We start from the raw sequence: 16130 nt of genomic DNA, 5'->3' as shown, positions 1-16130 counted from the left end.
TAATAAATAGGTTGCGATCATTAATGCGACGTCATTATGCGTCAGATTTATGACAGATTTATGAAAAGCTCGTCGCACATATCTTCAGGTTATTGATTTCCGTGGCGCAGAAAAAAGCAAATGGCACATCTGTTTGGGTATAATCGCGCCCATGCTTTTTCGCCAGGGAATCGTTATGCGCATCCTTCACACCTCAGACTGGCATCTCGGCCAGAACTTCTACAGTAAAAGCCGCGAAGCTGAACATCAGGCTTTTCTTGACTGGCTGCTGGAAACAGCACAAACCCATCAGGTGGATGCGATTATTGTTGCTGGTGATGTTTTCGATACCGGCTCGCCGCCCAGTTACGCCCGCACGTTATACAACCGTTTTGTTGTCAATTTACAGCAAACTGGCTGTCATCTGGTGGTACTGGCAGGAAACCATGACTCGGTCGCCACGCTGAATGAATCGCGCGATATCATGGCGTTCCTCAATACGACCGTGGTCGCCAGCGCCGGACATGCGCCGCAAATCTTGCCTCGTCGCGACGGGACGCCAGGCGCAGTGCTGTGCCCCATTCCGTTTTTACGTCCGCGTGACATTATTACCAGCCAGGCGGGGCTTAACGGTATTGAAAAACAGCAGCATTTACTGGCAGCGATTACCGATTATTACCAACAACACTATGCCGATGCCTGCAAACTGCGCGGCGATCAGCCTCTGCCCATCATCGCCACGGGACACTTAACGACCGTGGGTGCCAGTAAAAGTGACGCCGTGCGTGACATTTATATTGGCACGCTGGACGCGTTTCCAGCACAAAACTTTCCACCAGCCGACTACATCGCGCTCGGGCATATTCACCGCGCACAGATTATTGGCGGCATGGAACATGTTCGCTATTGCGGCTCTCCCATTCCACTGAGTTTTGATGAATGCGGAAAGAGTAAATATGTCCATCTGGTGACATTTTCAAACGGCAAATTAGAGAGCGTGGAAAACCTGAACGTACCGGTAACGCAACCCATGGCGGTGCTGAAAGGCGATCTGGCGTCGATTACCGCACAGCTGGAACAGTGGCGCGATGTATCACAGGAGCCGCCTGTCTGGCTGGATATCGAAATCACTACTGATGAGTATCTGCATGATATTCAGCGCAAAATCCAGGCATTAACCGAATCATTGCCTGTTGAAGTATTGCTGGTACGCCGGAGTCGTGAACAGCGCGAGCGTGTGTTAGCCAGCCAACAGCGTGAAACCCTCAGCGAACTCAGCGTCGAAGAGGTGTTCAATCGCCGTCTGGCACTGGAAGAACTGGATGAATCGCAGCAGCAACGTCTGCAGCATCTTTTCACCACGACGTTGCATACCCTCGCCGGAGAACACGAAGCATGAAAATTCTCAGCCTGCGCCTGAAAAACCTGAACTCATTAAAAGGCGAATGGAAGATTGATTTCAGCCGCGAGCCGTTCGCCAGCAACGGGCTGTTTGCCATTACCGGCCCAACCGGTGCGGGGAAAACCACCCTGCTGGACGCCATTTGTCTGGCGCTGTATCACGAAACTCCGCGTCTCTCTAACGTTTCACAATCGCAAAATGATCTCATGACCCGCGATACCGCTGAATGTCTGGCGGAGGTGGAGTTTGAAGTGAAAGGTGAAGCGTACCGTGCATTCTGGAGCCAGAATCGGGCGCGTAACCAACCCGACGGTAATTTGCAGGTGCCACGCGTTGAGCTGGCGCGCTGCGCCGACGGCAAAATTCTCGCCGACAAAGTGAAAGATAAGCTAGAACTGACAGCAACGTTAACCGGGCTGGATTACGGGCGCTTCACCCGTTCGATGCTGCTTTCGCAGGGGCAATTTGCTGCCTTCCTGAATGCCAAACCCAAAGAACGCGCGGAATTGCTCGAGGAGTTAACCGGCACTGAAATCTACGGGCAAATCTCGGCGATGGTTTTTGAGCAGCACAAATCGGCCCGCACTGAGCTGGAGAAGCTGCAAGCGCAGGCCAGCGGCGTCGCGTTGCTCACGCCGGAACAAGTGCAATCGCTGACAGCGAGTTTGCAGGTACTTACTGACGAAGAAAAACAGTTACTTACCGCGCAGCAGCAAGAACAACAATCACTAAACTGGTTAACGCGTCTGGACGAATTGCAGCAAGAAGCCAGCCGCCGTCAGCAGGCCTTGCAACAGGCGTTAGCCGAAGAAGAAAAAGCGCAACCTCAACTGGCGGCGCTCAGTCTGGCACAACCGGCACGAAATCTTCGTCCGCACTGGGAACGCATCGCAGAACACAGCGCGGCGCTGGCGCATACTCGCCAGCAGATTGAAGAAGTAAATACTCGCTTACAGAGCACAATGGCGCTTCGCGCGAGCATTCGCCACCACGCGGCGAAGCAGTCAGCAGAATTACAGCAGCAGCAACAAAGCCTGAATACCTGGTTACAGGAACACGACCGCTTCCGTCAGTGGAACAACGAACTGGCGGGTTGGCGTGCGCAGTTCTCCCAACAAACCAGCGATCGCGAGCATCTGCGGCAATGGCAGCAACAGTTAACCCATGCTGAGCAAAAACTTAATGCGCTTGCGGCGATCACGTTGACGTTAACCGCCGATGAAGTTGCTACCGCCCTGGCGCAACATGCTGAGCAACGCCCACTGCGTCAGCACCTGGTCGCGCTACATGGACAGATTGTTCCCCAACAAAAACGTCTGGCGCAGTTACAGGTCGCTATCCAGAATGTCACGCAAGAACAGACGCAACGTAACGCCGCACTTAACGAAATGCGCCAGCGTTATAAAGAAAAGACGCAGCAACTTGCCGATGTGAAAACCATTTGCGAGCAGGAAGCGCGCATCAAAACGCTGGAAGCTCAACGTGCACAGTTACAGGCGGGTCAGCCTTGTCCACTTTGTGGTTCCACCAGCCACCCGGCGGTCGAGGCGTATCAGGCGCTGGAGCCTGGTGTTAATCAGTCTCGATTACTGGCGCTGGAAAACGAAGTTAAAAAGCTCGGCGAAGAAGGTGCGGCGCTGCGCGGGCAACTGGACGCCTTAACAAAGCAGCTTCAGCGCGATGAAAACGAAGCGCAAAGCCTCCGACAAGATGAGCAAGCACTTACTCAACAATGGCAAGCCGTCACGGCCAGCCTCAATATCACCTTGCAGCCACAGGACGATATTCAACCGTGGCTGGATGCACAAGATGAGCACGAACGCCAGCTGCGGTTACTCAGCCAACGACATGAATTACAAGGGCAGATTGCCGCGCATAATCAGCAAATTATCCAGTATCAACAGCAAATTGAACAACGCCAGCAGCAGCTCTTAACGGCATTGGCGGGTTATGCACTGACATTGCCACAGGAAGATGAAGAAGAGAGCTGGTTGGCGACACGTCAGCAAGAAGCGCAGAGCTGGCAGCAACGCCAGAACGAATTAACCGCGCTGCAAAACCGTATTCAGCAGCTGACGCCGATTCTGGAAACGTTGCCGCAAAGTGATGATCTCCCGCACAGCGAAGAAACTGTGGCGCTGGATAACTGGCGGCAGGTTCATGAACAATGTCTCGCATTACACAGCCAGCAGCAGACGTTACAGCAACAGGATGTTCTGGCGGCGCAAAGTCTGCAAAAAGCCCAGGCGCAGTTTGACACCGCGCTACAGGCCAGCGTCTTTGACGATCAGCAGGCGTTCCTTGCGGCGCTAATGGATGAACAAACACTAACGCAGCTGGAACAGCTCAAGCAGAATCTGGAAAACCAGCGCCGTCAGGCGCAAACGCTGGTCACTCAGACAGCAGAAACGCTGGCACAGCATCAACAACACCGACCTGACGGGTTGGCTCTCACTGTGACGGTGGAGCAGATTCAGCAAGAGTTAGCGCAAACTCACCAAAAGTTGCGTGAAAACACCACGAGTCAAGGCGAGATTCGCCAGCAGCTGAAGCAGGATGCAGATAACCGTCAGCAACAACAAACCTTAATGCAGCAAATTGCTCAAATGACGCAGCAGGTTGAGGACTGGGGATATCTGAATTCGCTAATAGGTTCCAAAGAGGGCGATAAATTCCGCAAGTTTGCCCAGGGGCTGACGCTGGATAATTTAGTCCATCTCGCTAATCAGCAACTTACCCGGCTGCACGGGCGCTATCTGTTACAGCGCAAAGCCAGCGAGGCGCTGGAAGTCGAGGTTGTTGATACCTGGCAGGCAGATGCGGTACGCGATACCCGTACCCTTTCCGGCGGCGAAAGTTTCCTCGTTAGTCTGGCGCTGGCGCTGGCGCTTTCGGATCTGGTCAGCCATAAAACACGTATTGACTCGCTGTTCCTTGATGAAGGTTTTGGCACGCTGGATAGCGAAACGCTGGATACCGCCCTTGATGCGCTGGATGCCCTGAACGCCAGTGGCAAAACCATCGGTGTGATTAGCCACGTAGAAGCGATGAAAGAGCGTATTCCGGTGCAGATCAAAGTGAAAAAGATCAACGGCCTGGGCTACAGCAAACTGGAAAGTACGTTTGCAGTGAAATAACTATTCAGCAGGATAATGAATACAGAGGGGCGAATTATCTCTTGGCCTTGCTGGTCGTTATCCTGCAAGCTATCACTTTATTGGCTACGGTGATTGGTAGCCGTTCTGGTAGTTGTGATGGTGGTATGAAAAAAGTCATTTTATCTTTGGCTCTGGGCACGTTTGGTTTGGGGATGGCCGAATTTGGCATTATGGGCGTGCTCACGGAGCTGGCGCATAACGTAGGAATTTCGATTCCTGCTGCCGGGCATATGATCTCGTATTATGCGCTGGGAGTGGTGGTCGGTGCGCCAATCATCGCACTCTTTTCCAGCCGCTACTCACTCAAACATATCTTGTTGTTTCTGGTGGCGTTGTGCGTCATTGGCAACGCCATGTTCACGCTCTCTTCGTCTTACCTGATGCTTGCCATTGGTCGCCTGGTTTCCGGCTTTCCGCATGGCGCATTTTTTGGCGTCGGCGCGATCGTGTTATCAAAAATTATCAAACCCGGAAAAGTCACCGCCGCCGTGGCGGGGATGGTTTCCGGGATGACAGTCGCCAATTTGCTGGGCATTCCGCTGGGAACGTATTTAAGTCAGGAATTTAGCTGGCGTTACACCTTTTTATTGATCGCTGTTTTTAATATTGCGGTGATGGCATCGGTCTATTTTTGGGTGCCGGATATTCGCGACGAGGCGAAAGGAAAGCTGCGCGAACAATTTCACTTTTTACGCAGCCCGGCCCCGTGGTTAATTTTCGCCGCCACGATGTTTGGCAACGCAGGTGTGTTTGCCTGGTTCAGCTACGTAAAGCCATACATGATGTTTATTTCCGGTTTTTCGGAAACGGCGATGACCTTTATTATGATGTTAGTTGGGCTAGGGATGGTGTTGGGAAATATGCTAAGTGGCAGGATTTCAGGACGTTATTCACCACTGCGCATTGCAGCAGTGACTGACTTTATAATTGTACTGGCACTGCTGATGCTCTTTTTCTGCGGCGGCATGAAAACAACGTCGCTTATTTTTGCTTTTATTTGTTGCGCGGGATTATTTGCCCTTTCAGCACCTCTGCAAATATTGTTACTGCAAAATGCCAAAGGCGGAGAGTTATTAGGTGCCGCAGGTGGGCAAATAGCGTTTAACCTCGGTAGCGCCGTCGGCGCATATTGCGGTGGTATGATGCTGACGCTGGGGCTGGCATATAATTACGTGGCGCTGCCTGCCGCCCTGCTTTCGTTTGCTGCGATGTCATCGTTGCTGCTGTATGGTCGCTATAAGCGCCAGCAAGCGGCGGATAGTCCGGTGCTGGCGAAACCACTGGGGTAGATTACTGTCACGGTGCGCGTTGCTTATTGCCGGATGCGGCGTGAACGCCTTATCCGCCCTACGCGGTTCTGGCACATTTTGTAGGCCTGATAAGACGCGGCAAGCGTCGCATCAGGCATGATGCGCCAATTGCCTGGTTTTTTTACTCTTGTGGCCATAACCACGCAGCGCCGCGTACGCCGCTGGAATCACCGTGCTTCGCCTTACGCACTGGCGTTTCACATTCGCCGCCGAAGACAAATTGTTTAATCAACTGCCCAACCGTTTGATATAAACGGTCTACATTGCTCATCCCGCCCCCCAGGACAATTACATCCGGATCGAGAATATTCACGACATGTGCCAGCGATTTTGCCAGCCGCAGCTCGTAGCGACGCAATGCCAGTTCCGCTACCGGATCGCTTTCTTCAACCAGGCTGATAATTTCACTGCCTTTCAGCGCATGTCCGCTCAAACGACGATAATCTGTGGCAAATCCCGTGCCCGAAATAAAGGTTTCAATACAACCTTGTTTACCGCAATAACAAGGGACTTCCTCGCGATAACGCAGTTCGTCTTCGTCCATCCAAGGTAGCGGATTGTGTCCCCACTCGCCTGCCGTGCCATTGCCGCCGATATGCGCCCGCCCATTGAATGCCACGCCCGCGCCGCATCCCGTGCCGATAATCACGGCAAATACCGTCTGTGCTCCCGCTGCCGCGCCATCTACTGCTTCTGAAACGGCCAGACAGTTGGCGTCATTTGCCAGCCGCACTTCCCGCTGCAACCGCGCGCTTAAGTCTTTATCGAATGGCTGACCGTTGAGCCAGGTTGAATTGGCATTTTTCACCACGCCGGTGTAGGGCGAAATTGAGCCAGGAATGCCCATACCTACCGTTCCGCGCTGCCCTGTCGCCTGCTCCGCCATATCAACCAACGTGGCGATCGTTTCAATAGTCTGCCGGTAATCATCACGCGGCGTGGGCAGACGATGGCGGTACAACTGCTCCCCTGCATCGCCCAGTGCAATCACTTCAGTTTTGGTGCCGCCTAAATCGATACCTATACGCACGGTACTCTCCTTATTTTTTTCAATATCAATAGCGTAGAGACGGACAACCGGATTGGCAATGCAAGGCCGCCGACAATTCGTTATCATGCCCGCTAAATTTAACGACAAGGCCGTGGACATTATCATGCTGTGGTTCAAAAATTTAATGGTTTACCGTCTTAGCCGCGAGATTTCGCTGCGTGCAGAAGAGATGGAAAAACAGCTAGCCTCGATGGCATTTACCCCATGTGGCAGCCAGGACATGGCGAAGATGGGCTGGGTTCCTCCGATGGGATCGCACAGCGATGCGTTAACGCACGTTGCCAATGGTCAAATTGTTATCTGCGCACGCAAAGAAGAAAAAATCCTCCCGTCTCCGGTGATTAAACAGGCGCTGGAAGCGAAAATCGCCAAACTGGAAGCGGAACAGGCGCGTAAGCTGAAGAAAACCGAAAAAGATTCGCTGAAAGACGAAGTGCTGCACTCTCTGCTGCCGCGAGCTTTCAGCCGTTTTAGCCAGACAATGATGTGGATCGACACGGTTAATGGTTTGATTATGGTGGACTGCGCCAGCGCCAAAAAAGCGGAAGATACGCTGGCATTACTGCGTAAAAGCCTGGGGTCGTTACCTGTTGTACCATTGAGCATGGAAAACCCGATTGAACTGACGCTAACCGAATGGGTTCGCTCCGGTAGCGCAGCACAGGGCTTCCAGTTGCTTGATGAAGCCGAGCTGAAATCGTTGCTGGAAGATGGCGGCGTGATCCGTGCGAAGAAACAAGATCTGACCAGCGAAGAGATCACCAATCACATCGAAGCCGGAAAAGTGGTGACTAAACTGGCGCTCGACTGGCAGCAGCGCATTCAGTTTGTGATGTGCGACGATGGTTCGCTCAAGCGTCTGAAGTTCTGCGACGAGCTGCGCGATCAAAACGAAGATATCGACCGTGAAGATTTCGCCCAGCGTTTTGATGCCGATTTCATCCTGATGACTGGTGAACTGGCAGCGTTAATTCAAAACCTGATTGAAGGATTAGGTGGCGAAGCACAACGTTAATTGCTGATTTTCCTTTAATGCCGGATGCGACGCCTGCCGCGTCTTATCCGGCGTACGATGCCACACCAGGCATATAATTATTCGCTACGGCGGGCAATAATTTTTAGCGCAGCAATATTATGCGTTTTACGCCGTAACTGATCTAATCGCCTCATCCCTATTCGCCTGTCAGCAGCACGCAGAATATTCACTAACCCCCATTTATCGCTGGTAAATTGTTTTGTTAACAACTCCGCTTTTGGGGTGTCAATATATTCACGCAATAAATCAGAAATTGAACAAATATCCGTCAGGTAAGGATACCAGCAAGTTTCACCGTGAAAATTACGCACTCCACCGTTACCTGCAATAAAGTCTTTCGGGTAATCCCAGATCACGTTTTTATCCAACGTGATCCAATAACGCGGTAAATCGGTGCTTCCACCATTTTGGCTGCGCATGGGATAACGGGTACAGTGAATTTGCAGGTTGATCGTTGGCGTCAGTAATTCATAGATCTCCCGCTGTAACTTGCTCCAGGGGGCGTTGTGTCATCAGTTCCGCAAAAAATACCTAGAGATCTTCACTGATATTTATATCAACCTTGATGAATTATGAATATATCGGAAATTGAAAAAATCGAAGCAAAGGAAATATTATTATGGGTTAAAGAGAGGATATTTCAGAAAAATGCCCTCCCGTTCAAGGGGAAGGCGAGGAATTACAGATAGCGGCACAGATAAGAGGTGGGTTCGGCAACTTGCAGATGAAACTCACTGTGACCGGGAACATTAAACACCGAACCGGCTTCATACACCTGCCAGTCGGTCGCGTCAGGCAGTAACACATTCAGCGCGCCACTGATTACCGTCATCTCTTCCGGCTCAGCGGTGCTGAAGGTGTATTCGCCTTCAACCATAACACCCACGCTGGCGCGACCAGTGCTGCTGCTGGAAAAGCCGATTGATTTCACTTTGCCGGAAAAGTACTCATTACTTTGAAGCATAAACTGGCCCTGTCTGGTAGTTGAACATCTACTTCACTATAGGGGCCAGAGGCGCTGACTGTCACGCAAAATTACACCAGTAATTCCGCAGCCAGCCGTGCAATCAATACGTTAGACAGCAAGACAGGAACATCGAGCTGTTTTTGCAGTAAATCGCGATGACGTTGGTGAAATCCTAAACAATCCAGCATGATGACATCAGCCCCTTTTGCCAGTAATTCTTTCCCGGCATCAATGATTTTTTGTTCTGAATCATGAATGGGGTTACCCAATGAAAATACCGGCGATTTCTGCAAAATTTGCCATTTTTGCGCCTGAACGGGCAGCATCTCCTCAACCGGAACGATAACCCCCACTTGATGATCTTCAACAATAGAGGAAACCAGCGGTGGCAATATCCGCGACGGCTCAAGAAAGATCGTATTACGCGCAGTCATACTACTAATGTTTGCCGTACTCATTAATATAATGACGTCGTAACCCCGATTATCGAGTACTTCAACCACACCTTGCAGGTCACGCTCCACTTTGCGACGCGAAACATGGGCCAGCTGGTTGTCATTTAATAATGTGAGAATGGTGTCTTCGCCTGCTTCTGGCGCGTACTCCGCCATCACTTCTTCACGACTTAACTTCCCCAGCAGGCTATGATGGGAAATATTATCTTCGTCAATGTATTCCGTCAGGAGCGGCAAAACTTCCTGCATAGGTACAATGCCGATGGTCAGGATCGCCAACGACGCACTCATTGTTCATCCACCTTACTTTTCTTTCGTCGTTAATTACCGGGCAAGTGTGAAGCACCACTGCTGACACTTACTTGTGCTACAAATGACAAAAAGCGTAGCAGCAGACGTGCACGGCATAATGTAAAGATTCCAAATGATTCCAGTAATGGATTGTTATTGTTTAATATTCTAATTATTAGAAAAACATGAATTATGAAAAATGTGACGCAGATCCCTTGTAGTGGCACTCAGAATCCCTTCCGAGCAGTCTGATGCGGTCACTCTTTGTCAGGGTCCTCATAGCGTTTTTTCGCATCCATCGCTTCCTGAGCCGTCGGATGTTCACTGATCAACGAGTCTGGTTTAGGATGATCGGCTCTGAGTTGGTACCAGGTTACCGTCTGTCCTGGCTTTCCTTTTTCAATCGTCACTATATATGCTTCACGAGGATAAGGCGGTTTCGTTGGCATCGTTCTTCCTTATTTCACGGGATGAACGTTAAGTATAGGCGCTCTAAAATCAACAATTGATCGTCTGTGCCAGGGCGCTACGAATTTCAGAAATCACCTGGCTGGGTTCGTTTGTTGCGTCGATGATAATATGCGCAACTTCGCGATATAGCGCATCGCGTTCTTCCAGCACTTCCTGAACTTCTTCGCTCAGCGGTTTTCCCGTTAAGGTTGGCCGTAAATCTTCTTCCGGTGCAGCTTGCAGTCGGTTAACCAGGACTGATACTGGCGCACACAAATAAACCACGATCCCGTTATTTTGCATAAAGTGACGATTAAATTCCGTCAGAATAATGCCGCCGCCTGTAGCGATAACGGTGGATGGCGCAGTTACCGCTTCCAGCGCCGCCGTTTCTCTGGCGCGAAATCCCGCCCACTCTTCCCTTTCGACGATCTCCGCGACCGTCATATTGAGCTGTGATTGCAACCACTGATCGGTATCGACAAACCGACGGTTAAGCGAATCGGCAAGGGCCATTCCGACCGTTGTTTTACCACAGCCCCGAGGCCCGATCAGAAAAAGAGGTTGTGTCATCGTGGGTTTTCCCCAATAGGTCGCAATGCGGCGAAAGCCGGTGTCATGAGAATAGCGATCATACCATCAAACTAGTACAATTTCGATTGTAAAGAAAAAATTCCACTTAAAGTGAAAATCTCAATACATCCCTTACTATACCAATAAATATTCAAGAATGAAGTGTAAATAATAAATTACATTTAGCCACGACTACGTTGCACTTCCAGCCACCACTTCTCCAGCTCCGCGGCAAAGGCCTGGCGGTCACGTTGTGAAAGGCTATCTGGTCCGCCGGTCTGGATCCCACTGGCACGTAAGGTATCCATAAAATCGCGCATCGTCAGGCGCTCACGAATGGTCGCTGGCGTGTAACGTTCGCCGCGCGGATTAAGCGCCGCTGCGCCTTTCTCGATGGCTTCAGCAGCCAAAGGTATATCTGCGGTGATCACCAAATCGCCCGCTTCACACTGCCGGACAATTTCGTTATCGGCAACGTCGAAACCTGCCGCGACGCGCAGCGTACGAATAAATCGCGATGGCGGCACGCGTAAACTCTGGTTTGCTACCAGTACCAGCGGCATCTGCATACGTTCCGCCGCGCGATACAAAATCTCTTTAATTACATTGGGACACGCGTCGGCATCCACCCAAATTGTCATAAAGTCATCCTTTGTTGGGTAATTCTCTATTGTGTCGCGCTTTTGCCTTCCGGCATAGTTCTGTTTATGCTTCTGCCAGCGATTATCAAAACAATGAATTTCACGGCAGGAGTGAGGCAATGGAAAAGAAAATCGGTTTTATTGGCTGCGGCAATATGGGAAAAGCCATTCTCGGCGGTCTGATTGCCAGCGGTCAGGTGCTTCCAGGGCAAATCTGGGTATACACCCCCTCCCCGGATAAAGTCGCCGCCCTGCATGACCAGTTCGGCATCAACGCCGCAGAATCGGCGCAAGAAGTGGCGCAAATCGCCGACATCATTTTTGCTGCCGTTAAACCTGGCATCATGATTAAAGTGCTTAGCGAAATCACCTCCAGCCTGAATAAAGACTCTCTGGTCGTTTCTATTGCTGCAGGTGTCACGCTCGACCAACTTGCCCGCGCGCTGGGCCATGACCGAAAAATTATCCGCGCCATGCCGAACACTCCCGCGCTGGTTAATGCCGGGATGACCTCCGTAACGCCAAACGCGCTGGTAACCCCAGAAGATACCGCTGATGTGCTGAATATTTTCCGCTGCTTTGGCGAAGCGGAAGTAATTGCTGAGCCGATGATCCACCCGGTGGTCGGTGTGAGCGGTTCTTCGCCAGCCTACGTATTTATGTTTATCGAAGCGATGGCCGACGCCGCCGTGCTGGGCGGGATGCCACGCGCCCAGGCGTATAAATTTGCCGCTCAGGCGGTAATGGGTTCCGCAAAAATGGTGCTGGAAACGGGAGAACATCCGGGGGCACTGAAAGATATGGTCTGCTCACCGGGAGGCACCACCATTGAAGCGGTACGCGTACTGGAAGAGAAAGGCTTCCGTGCCGCAGTGATCGAAGCGATGACGAAGTGTATGGAAAAATCAGAAAAACTCAGCAAATCCTGATGACTTTCGCCGGACGTCAGGCCGCCACTTCGGTGCGGTTACGTCCGGCTTTCTTTGCTTTGTAAAGCGCCAAATCTGCCGATTTCAACCACTCACGATAGTGACTCATTTGTGGGTTCAGCGGCGCAACCCCCACACTAATCCGTAAAGTTACCTGTGGCGTATTCGGCAAGCGTAACGTGTTTAGCCCTTCACGCACCCGTAACATGGCGGTAATGGCGCTCTCAGCTGGCGTACCGGACATGATTACTGCAAACTCATCGCCGCCAAACCGACCAATCACATCGCTACCGCGCAGGGTAATTTGTAACTGTCGGGTAAGCGCCACAATCGCTTCATCGCCCACATCATGACCCCAGGTATCGTTGATGCTCTTGAAATGGTCGATATCGATAATCAGTAACGTTGCATCGCGATTATGCCGCCGACAGTTATCAAATTCATTGCGTAACATAGTTTCCCAATGACGTCGGTTATACACGCCCGTCATGCCGTCGCGGGTACTCATGACCTGCAACCTGCGTTTATGTTCCGCCAGTTTGGTTGCCGTCTGGTAGCTGACCCAGCCAAACAGCAGAGGATAAACGACAATAATGGGAAGGGAGAGCCACCATTCCAGCGGCGCACTATTGAACGACACGGTAATGCCCGTAAGCTCGAGGGTGACAAGGCAGGAAACCACCATCAACACCAGACCCGCGACAAACAGACGGGGGCCGCCTGCCCCCATCAAATTCAGACACATAATCATCAACATAGCGGTGGAAGGCAGCACGTTTACGCCCATTACGCCTACCCACATTCCCGCTAATACTGCATCGGTTTTTAAGTTGTAAATTTCCCGGCTAAGCGGATCGACGGCCCTGCTCGCTATCTGCCAGGCTAAATGCGGCCAGACGAACGCCCAGCCGACCAACACCAGCCACCACCAGCCCGGCGGCGGGTGCGAAACCAGCGTTGAAGCAATCGGTAAGAACATGCCAGCCAGGCCAACCGCACGGGGTAGTCTGACGCGACGGGCGAAGCGCAGCCCGGACCGCTGATGTTCGTTTTGAGGAGTTAAAGGAGGTTCCTCCCCATGCGCCGCCGCTTTTTTGAAAAAGTTTTCATCATTCATTATTTTTGGGAACATTCAGAAACAATTTTCCCAAATTATAGAGACGGGGCTAAAGGCAGAAGTATGAAATTTCGGGTGAGCCACTTTCGTAGCTCACCCGTTAGCACTATCAGGTATCAGGCGGCTTTCTTGAGGCAGGCACTCATAAACTTATTACGATCATCACCTTTCAGAGATTGTTGCGTTGCTTGATTATTACATTCGCGCATCTTTTGCTGCTGTGGCGTCAAACTTTTTTCACCAGGCGCAGACTTGCTGTTCTTCAGGCAATCACTCATGTAGGTCTTACGAGCATCCCCTTTCAACGCCTGCGCCGTCGCCTGCTGATTACAGGATGTCATACGCTGTTGTTGTGGGGTTAAGGTTCTCTCGGCAGCGCCGACGGTGGTTAAAAAAACCAGACCAAAAAGCAAGGTAACCAGTAATGTTATTTTCATAGCACCATCCCTCTTCATGTTTTAACCATGAGCGTATGCGCCCGTGATCTGCCATTAAGTCTGGTTGCTAACAGCAAAAAAACCACCCGGCAGCGAAAATTCACTGCCGGGCGCGGTTTTATTTCAGCCCCAGGGCGGCTTTCATGGTGTAGAAGAGATCGGTCTGGTCGGTCAGTCCAACAACATTGGCGGCATGCGGGCCATACGCCGCAATACGCAACTGACTGCCGGTATGTTCTTGTGAATCCTCTTCGGAGTTCCCGTAGCTCATCACCATCACTGCGCCATCTTTGGTATTTAGCGCCTGGGTGAGGCCCGGAGCTTTGGTATCCGGCGCGACAATCTGGCTGGCGTGGGCGTGATCAGCGGTGACTATGACCAGCGTATTGCCATCCTTTTTAGCGAATTCCAGCGCCCGTTGTACGGCTTCATCGAGATCGACCGTCTCGCCAATTTGCCCACAAGGATTCGCAGCGTGATCCTGTTTATCGATTGACGCACCTTCAACTTGCAGGAAAAATCCTTTCTCATTTTTACTCAACAATTCAATGGCTTTGTCGGTCATCTGCGCCAGGGTTGGTACACTGTCATTACGTTGCGGATTAGGCGTACAGGTGACTGCGGGCTTATCGATATTGCCGTGGTACGTTGCTTTCGGTCCTAGCCAGCGCACTGGCATATTGCCGTCAGCAAACAGTCCAAGCAGAGGTTTTTGCTGATTCGCTTCCGTCACCGAATTCAGTGAGGCAGCATCGCTGACCAACTGATAACCACGCGCCTGTGCCTGTTCACGCAGCGTTTTTCCCTGCCATTCACCGGCGGTTGCCGTTTCAGCAAAGGTTTTTGCGCCACCGCCAAGCGTAACGTCGGCACGAGCGTTAAGCAGCTGTTCGGTAATCGATCCTTTTCCGCCTTTTTCCAGAGCGTTACCCGGACATTTTTCACTGGTCGCGCTCGGACCGTAGCATTTGCGCGAAGTCACATGTGCCACCAGCGCAGCGGGCGTGGCATCCTGCAACTCTGCGGTAGAAACGTTACCGGTCGCCAGACCTGCGGCTTTTGCCATTTCCAGAATCGTTGGGTGATCTTTTTCGTGAATATCGACGCCCAGCGCGCCGTTATAGGTTTTGACACCGGTTGACCAGGCGGTTGCTGATGCAGCCGAATCGGTGACGTAGTCCGGTTTGCCGGTTTTTTTATTCAGCGCATAGTGAGTGTATTGCCCGGTAAGCGGTAAGGCATCGATACCTTTAAAAAAGCCGCCCGCACCTTCGGCATAATTACGTGCGGCTGTAATTTCCGAATCCCCCATCCCATCGCCAATCAGCAAAATAATATTTTTTGCAGGTTTATCGCTAAGAGAATCACGCAGAGCGGCAGTCTGATCACCCGTTAAACGGCGAGCACCGCCGGGTGCAGTAATATCGCCCTGAGCAGCCCGGTTTTCCAGAACAGGCATTTCTGGTGTCCGGGCTTTTGTCACAGGGGTAAACAGTAACGATAAGAGTGCCAGTGCAATAGTGCTTTGTTTCACTTTATTTTCTCCATGTACAAATACATTAAAAAATAAAAACAAAGCGACTATAAGTCTCGGCCGTGACAACTTTATGACAGCTGTTGAAAAGATTAACTTTTTACTGACGAGGATGCTTCAATAACTTCTTTACGTAATCGCGCAGCAGCTCCGTATCGTCGTCAGGAATGCTGGCATCGGGCTTTACCTCGTACAGCGCCCCCTCTACCTGATCAATCAACCGCTGTTGGTCATTTTGCGCCATATTGCGAAGCATTGCAGTGACGATAATCTCCAAAGCTTCTACCTGCGCACACAGTTCTTTCGACTCTTCTTCTTTTTGGGCAAGCTTAAATAACAACTCAGCAATGAGATTTTTCATGTCTGTATTTCCTTATCCAAAGTATGGAGAAGTTAACATTATGTTTCACAACTTCATAGTGTCTGGAAGTATTATTTTTATGACAAAGGAAATACTTTGCGCAAATATTTTTTGTTTGATTACCAGCGAAACGTTTCTCTTATTTAAATAATTACCCACACAAAATATAGGCTTTTAATTATCAACCTTTATTATAAATAAAAGTTATGGGTGATGCTGCCAACTTACTGATTTAGTGTATGATGGTGTTTTTGAGGTGCTCCAGTGGCTTCTGTTTCTATCAGCTGTCCCTCCTGTTCAGCTACTGACGGGGTGGTGCGTAACGGCAAAAGCACCGCCGGACATCAGCGCTATCTCTGCTCTCACTGCCGTAAAACATGGCAACTGCAGTTCACTTACACCGCTTCTCAACCCGGTACGCACCAGAAAATCATTGATA

The 16130-nt window shown here is 51.0% G+C and carries 16 protein-coding genes and 1 pseudogene; 6 read left to right on the top strand and 11 right to left on the bottom strand.

The annotated features are described in order from the left end of the window. Positions 1-175 precede the first annotated feature (175 nt). The 3 genes from sbcD to araJ all read left to right on the top strand — a co-directional run bounded on the left by sbcD (position 176) and on the right by araJ (position 5828). On the top strand, positions 176-1378 hold the full coding sequence (gene sbcD / locus ACJHXA_RS05730) for an exonuclease subunit SbcD (RefSeq protein WP_001221319.1): 1203 nt from the start codon (positions 176-178) through the stop codon (positions 1376-1378). Continuing rightward, a complete protein-coding gene (gene sbcC, locus ACJHXA_RS05725) occupies positions 1375-4518 on the top strand; it encodes an exonuclease subunit SbcC (RefSeq protein ID WP_000698839.1) in 3144 nt (1047 codons plus the stop codon). Before sbcD ends, sbcC begins: the two co-directional genes overlap by 4 nt. 125 nt (positions 4519-4643) lie before the next feature. Then, positions 4644-5828: an MFS transporter AraJ gene (araJ, locus tag ACJHXA_RS05720; RefSeq protein ID WP_001306939.1), complete on the top strand. Its 1185-nt coding sequence runs from the start codon at positions 4644-4646 to the stop codon at positions 5826-5828. Between the two features lie 142 nt (positions 5829-5970). Here the strand turns inward: araJ and mak are convergent, their stop codons facing one another. Next, positions 5971-6879 (bottom strand): fructokinase, encoded by a 909-nt coding sequence (gene mak / locus ACJHXA_RS05715; protein ID WP_001219320.1) that lies wholly within the window; start codon positions 6877-6879, stop codon positions 5971-5973. Positions 6880-7003: 124 nt separating this feature from the next. On the opposite strand from mak, the gene rdgC reads away from it, so the two are divergent. Continuing rightward, positions 7004-7915: a recombination-associated protein RdgC gene (gene rdgC, locus ACJHXA_RS05710; protein WP_001298537.1), complete on the top strand. Its 912-nt coding sequence runs from the start codon at positions 7004-7006 to the stop codon at positions 7913-7915. Positions 7916-7992: 77 nt separating this feature from the next. Here the strand turns inward: rdgC and ACJHXA_RS05705 are convergent. From ACJHXA_RS05705 to ACJHXA_RS05680, 6 genes and pseudogenes are all read right to left on the bottom strand, one after another. Further along, positions 7993-8449 (bottom strand): annotated as a pseudogene (locus ACJHXA_RS05705) (hypothetical protein). A gap of 166 nt (positions 8450-8615) precedes the next feature. Beyond that, on the bottom strand, positions 8616-8900 hold the full coding sequence (ppnP, locus tag ACJHXA_RS05700) for a pyrimidine/purine nucleoside phosphorylase (protein WP_000941942.1): 285 nt from the start codon (positions 8898-8900) through the stop codon (positions 8616-8618). A gap of 71 nt (positions 8901-8971) precedes the next feature. Continuing rightward, entirely contained in the window at positions 8972-9649 is a 678-nt protein-coding gene (locus tag ACJHXA_RS05695) for an AroM family protein (RefSeq protein WP_001276425.1), read from the bottom strand. 257 nt (positions 9650-9906) lie between these two features. Next, positions 9907-10098 (bottom strand): protein YaiA, encoded by a 192-nt coding sequence (gene yaiA / locus ACJHXA_RS05690; protein ID WP_001142439.1) that lies wholly within the window; start codon positions 10096-10098, stop codon positions 9907-9909. A gap of 49 nt (positions 10099-10147) precedes the next feature. Beyond that, positions 10148-10672, bottom strand: coding sequence for a shikimate kinase AroL (gene aroL / locus ACJHXA_RS05685; protein ID WP_000193393.1), 525 nt, complete (start codon positions 10670-10672; stop codon positions 10148-10150). Between the two features lie 182 nt (positions 10673-10854). Further along, positions 10855-11313: a YaiI/YqxD family protein gene (locus tag ACJHXA_RS05680; protein WP_000158159.1), complete on the bottom strand. Its 459-nt coding sequence runs from the start codon at positions 11311-11313 to the stop codon at positions 10855-10857. Positions 11314-11432: 119 nt separating this feature from the next. Between ACJHXA_RS05680 and proC the strand changes: the two genes are divergently transcribed. After that, positions 11433-12242 carry a pyrroline-5-carboxylate reductase gene (gene proC, locus ACJHXA_RS05675; protein ID WP_001295331.1) on the top strand — a complete coding sequence of 270 codons (810 nt, stop codon included), beginning with the start codon at positions 11433-11435 and terminating at the stop codon, positions 12240-12242. Between the two features lie 16 nt (positions 12243-12258). Here the strand turns inward: proC and adrA are convergent, their stop codons facing one another. The 4 genes from adrA to iraP form a co-directional block, all read right to left on the bottom strand. Beyond that, positions 12259-13374, bottom strand: coding sequence for a diguanylate cyclase AdrA (gene adrA / locus ACJHXA_RS05670; RefSeq protein WP_000484055.1), 1116 nt, complete (start codon positions 13372-13374; stop codon positions 12259-12261). A gap of 101 nt (positions 13375-13475) precedes the next feature. Beyond that, positions 13476-13796 carry a phosphate starvation-inducible protein PsiF gene (gene psiF, locus ACJHXA_RS05665; RefSeq protein ID WP_001295332.1) on the bottom strand — a complete coding sequence of 107 codons (321 nt, stop codon included), beginning with the start codon at positions 13794-13796 and terminating at the stop codon, positions 13476-13478. Positions 13797-13914: 118 nt separating this feature from the next. Then, positions 13915-15330 (bottom strand): alkaline phosphatase, encoded by a 1416-nt coding sequence (gene phoA / locus ACJHXA_RS05660; protein WP_001297128.1) that lies wholly within the window; start codon positions 15328-15330, stop codon positions 13915-13917. Positions 15331-15430: 100 nt separating this feature from the next. Then, positions 15431-15691, bottom strand: coding sequence for an anti-adapter protein IraP (gene iraP / locus ACJHXA_RS05655; protein WP_000792970.1), 261 nt, complete (start codon positions 15689-15691; stop codon positions 15431-15433). Positions 15692-15955: 264 nt separating this feature from the next. Here iraP and ACJHXA_RS05650 point away from each other — a divergent pair. Then, on the top strand, positions 15956-16130 hold a 175-nt coding region (locus ACJHXA_RS05650), incomplete at its 3' end, for an IS1 family transposase (RefSeq protein WP_001348133.1).

The organism is Escherichia sp. WS33 (assembly GCF_046486385.1).
Classification (GTDB): Bacteria; Pseudomonadota; Gammaproteobacteria; order Enterobacterales; family Enterobacteriaceae; genus ECMA0423.
The sequence above is the reverse complement of the archived record's forward strand: the minus strand, read 5'-3'. Positions and strand labels throughout refer to the sequence as shown.

What these genes read in the sequence shown, in the direction of transcription:
- sbcC (WP_000698839.1), top strand. Translation starts at nt 1,375, where the DNA reads ATGAAAATTCTCAGCCTGCGCCTGAAAAACCTGAACTCATTAAAAGGC.
- adrA (WP_000484055.1), bottom strand. Translation starts at nt 13,374, where the DNA reads ATGTTCCCAAAAATAATGAATGATGAAAACTTTTTCAAAAAAGCGGCG.
- psiF (WP_001295332.1), bottom strand. Translation starts at nt 13,796, where the DNA reads ATGAAAATAACATTACTGGTTACCTTGCTTTTTGGTCTGGTTTTTTTA.
- iraP (WP_000792970.1), bottom strand. Translation starts at nt 15,691, where the DNA reads ATGAAAAATCTCATTGCTGAGTTGTTATTTAAGCTTGCCCAAAAAGAA.
- ACJHXA_RS05680 (WP_000158159.1), bottom strand. Translation starts at nt 11,313, where the DNA reads ATGACAATTTGGGTGGATGCCGACGCGTGTCCCAATGTAATTAAAGAG.
- araJ (WP_001306939.1), top strand. Translation starts at nt 4,644, where the DNA reads ATGAAAAAAGTCATTTTATCTTTGGCTCTGGGCACGTTTGGTTTGGGG.
- ppnP (WP_000941942.1), bottom strand. Translation starts at nt 8,900, where the DNA reads ATGCTTCAAAGTAATGAGTACTTTTCCGGCAAAGTGAAATCAATCGGC.
- rdgC (WP_001298537.1), top strand. Translation starts at nt 7,004, where the DNA reads ATGCTGTGGTTCAAAAATTTAATGGTTTACCGTCTTAGCCGCGAGATT.
- yaiA (WP_001142439.1), bottom strand. Translation starts at nt 10,098, where the DNA reads ATGCCAACGAAACCGCCTTATCCTCGTGAAGCATATATAGTGACGATT.
- proC (WP_001295331.1), top strand. Translation starts at nt 11,433, where the DNA reads ATGGAAAAGAAAATCGGTTTTATTGGCTGCGGCAATATGGGAAAAGCC.
- sbcD (WP_001221319.1), top strand. Translation starts at nt 176, where the DNA reads ATGCGCATCCTTCACACCTCAGACTGGCATCTCGGCCAGAACTTCTAC.
- ACJHXA_RS05695 (WP_001276425.1), bottom strand. Translation starts at nt 9,649, where the DNA reads ATGAGTGCGTCGTTGGCGATCCTGACCATCGGCATTGTACCTATGCAG.
- aroL (WP_000193393.1), bottom strand. Translation starts at nt 10,672, where the DNA reads ATGACACAACCTCTTTTTCTGATCGGGCCTCGGGGCTGTGGTAAAACA.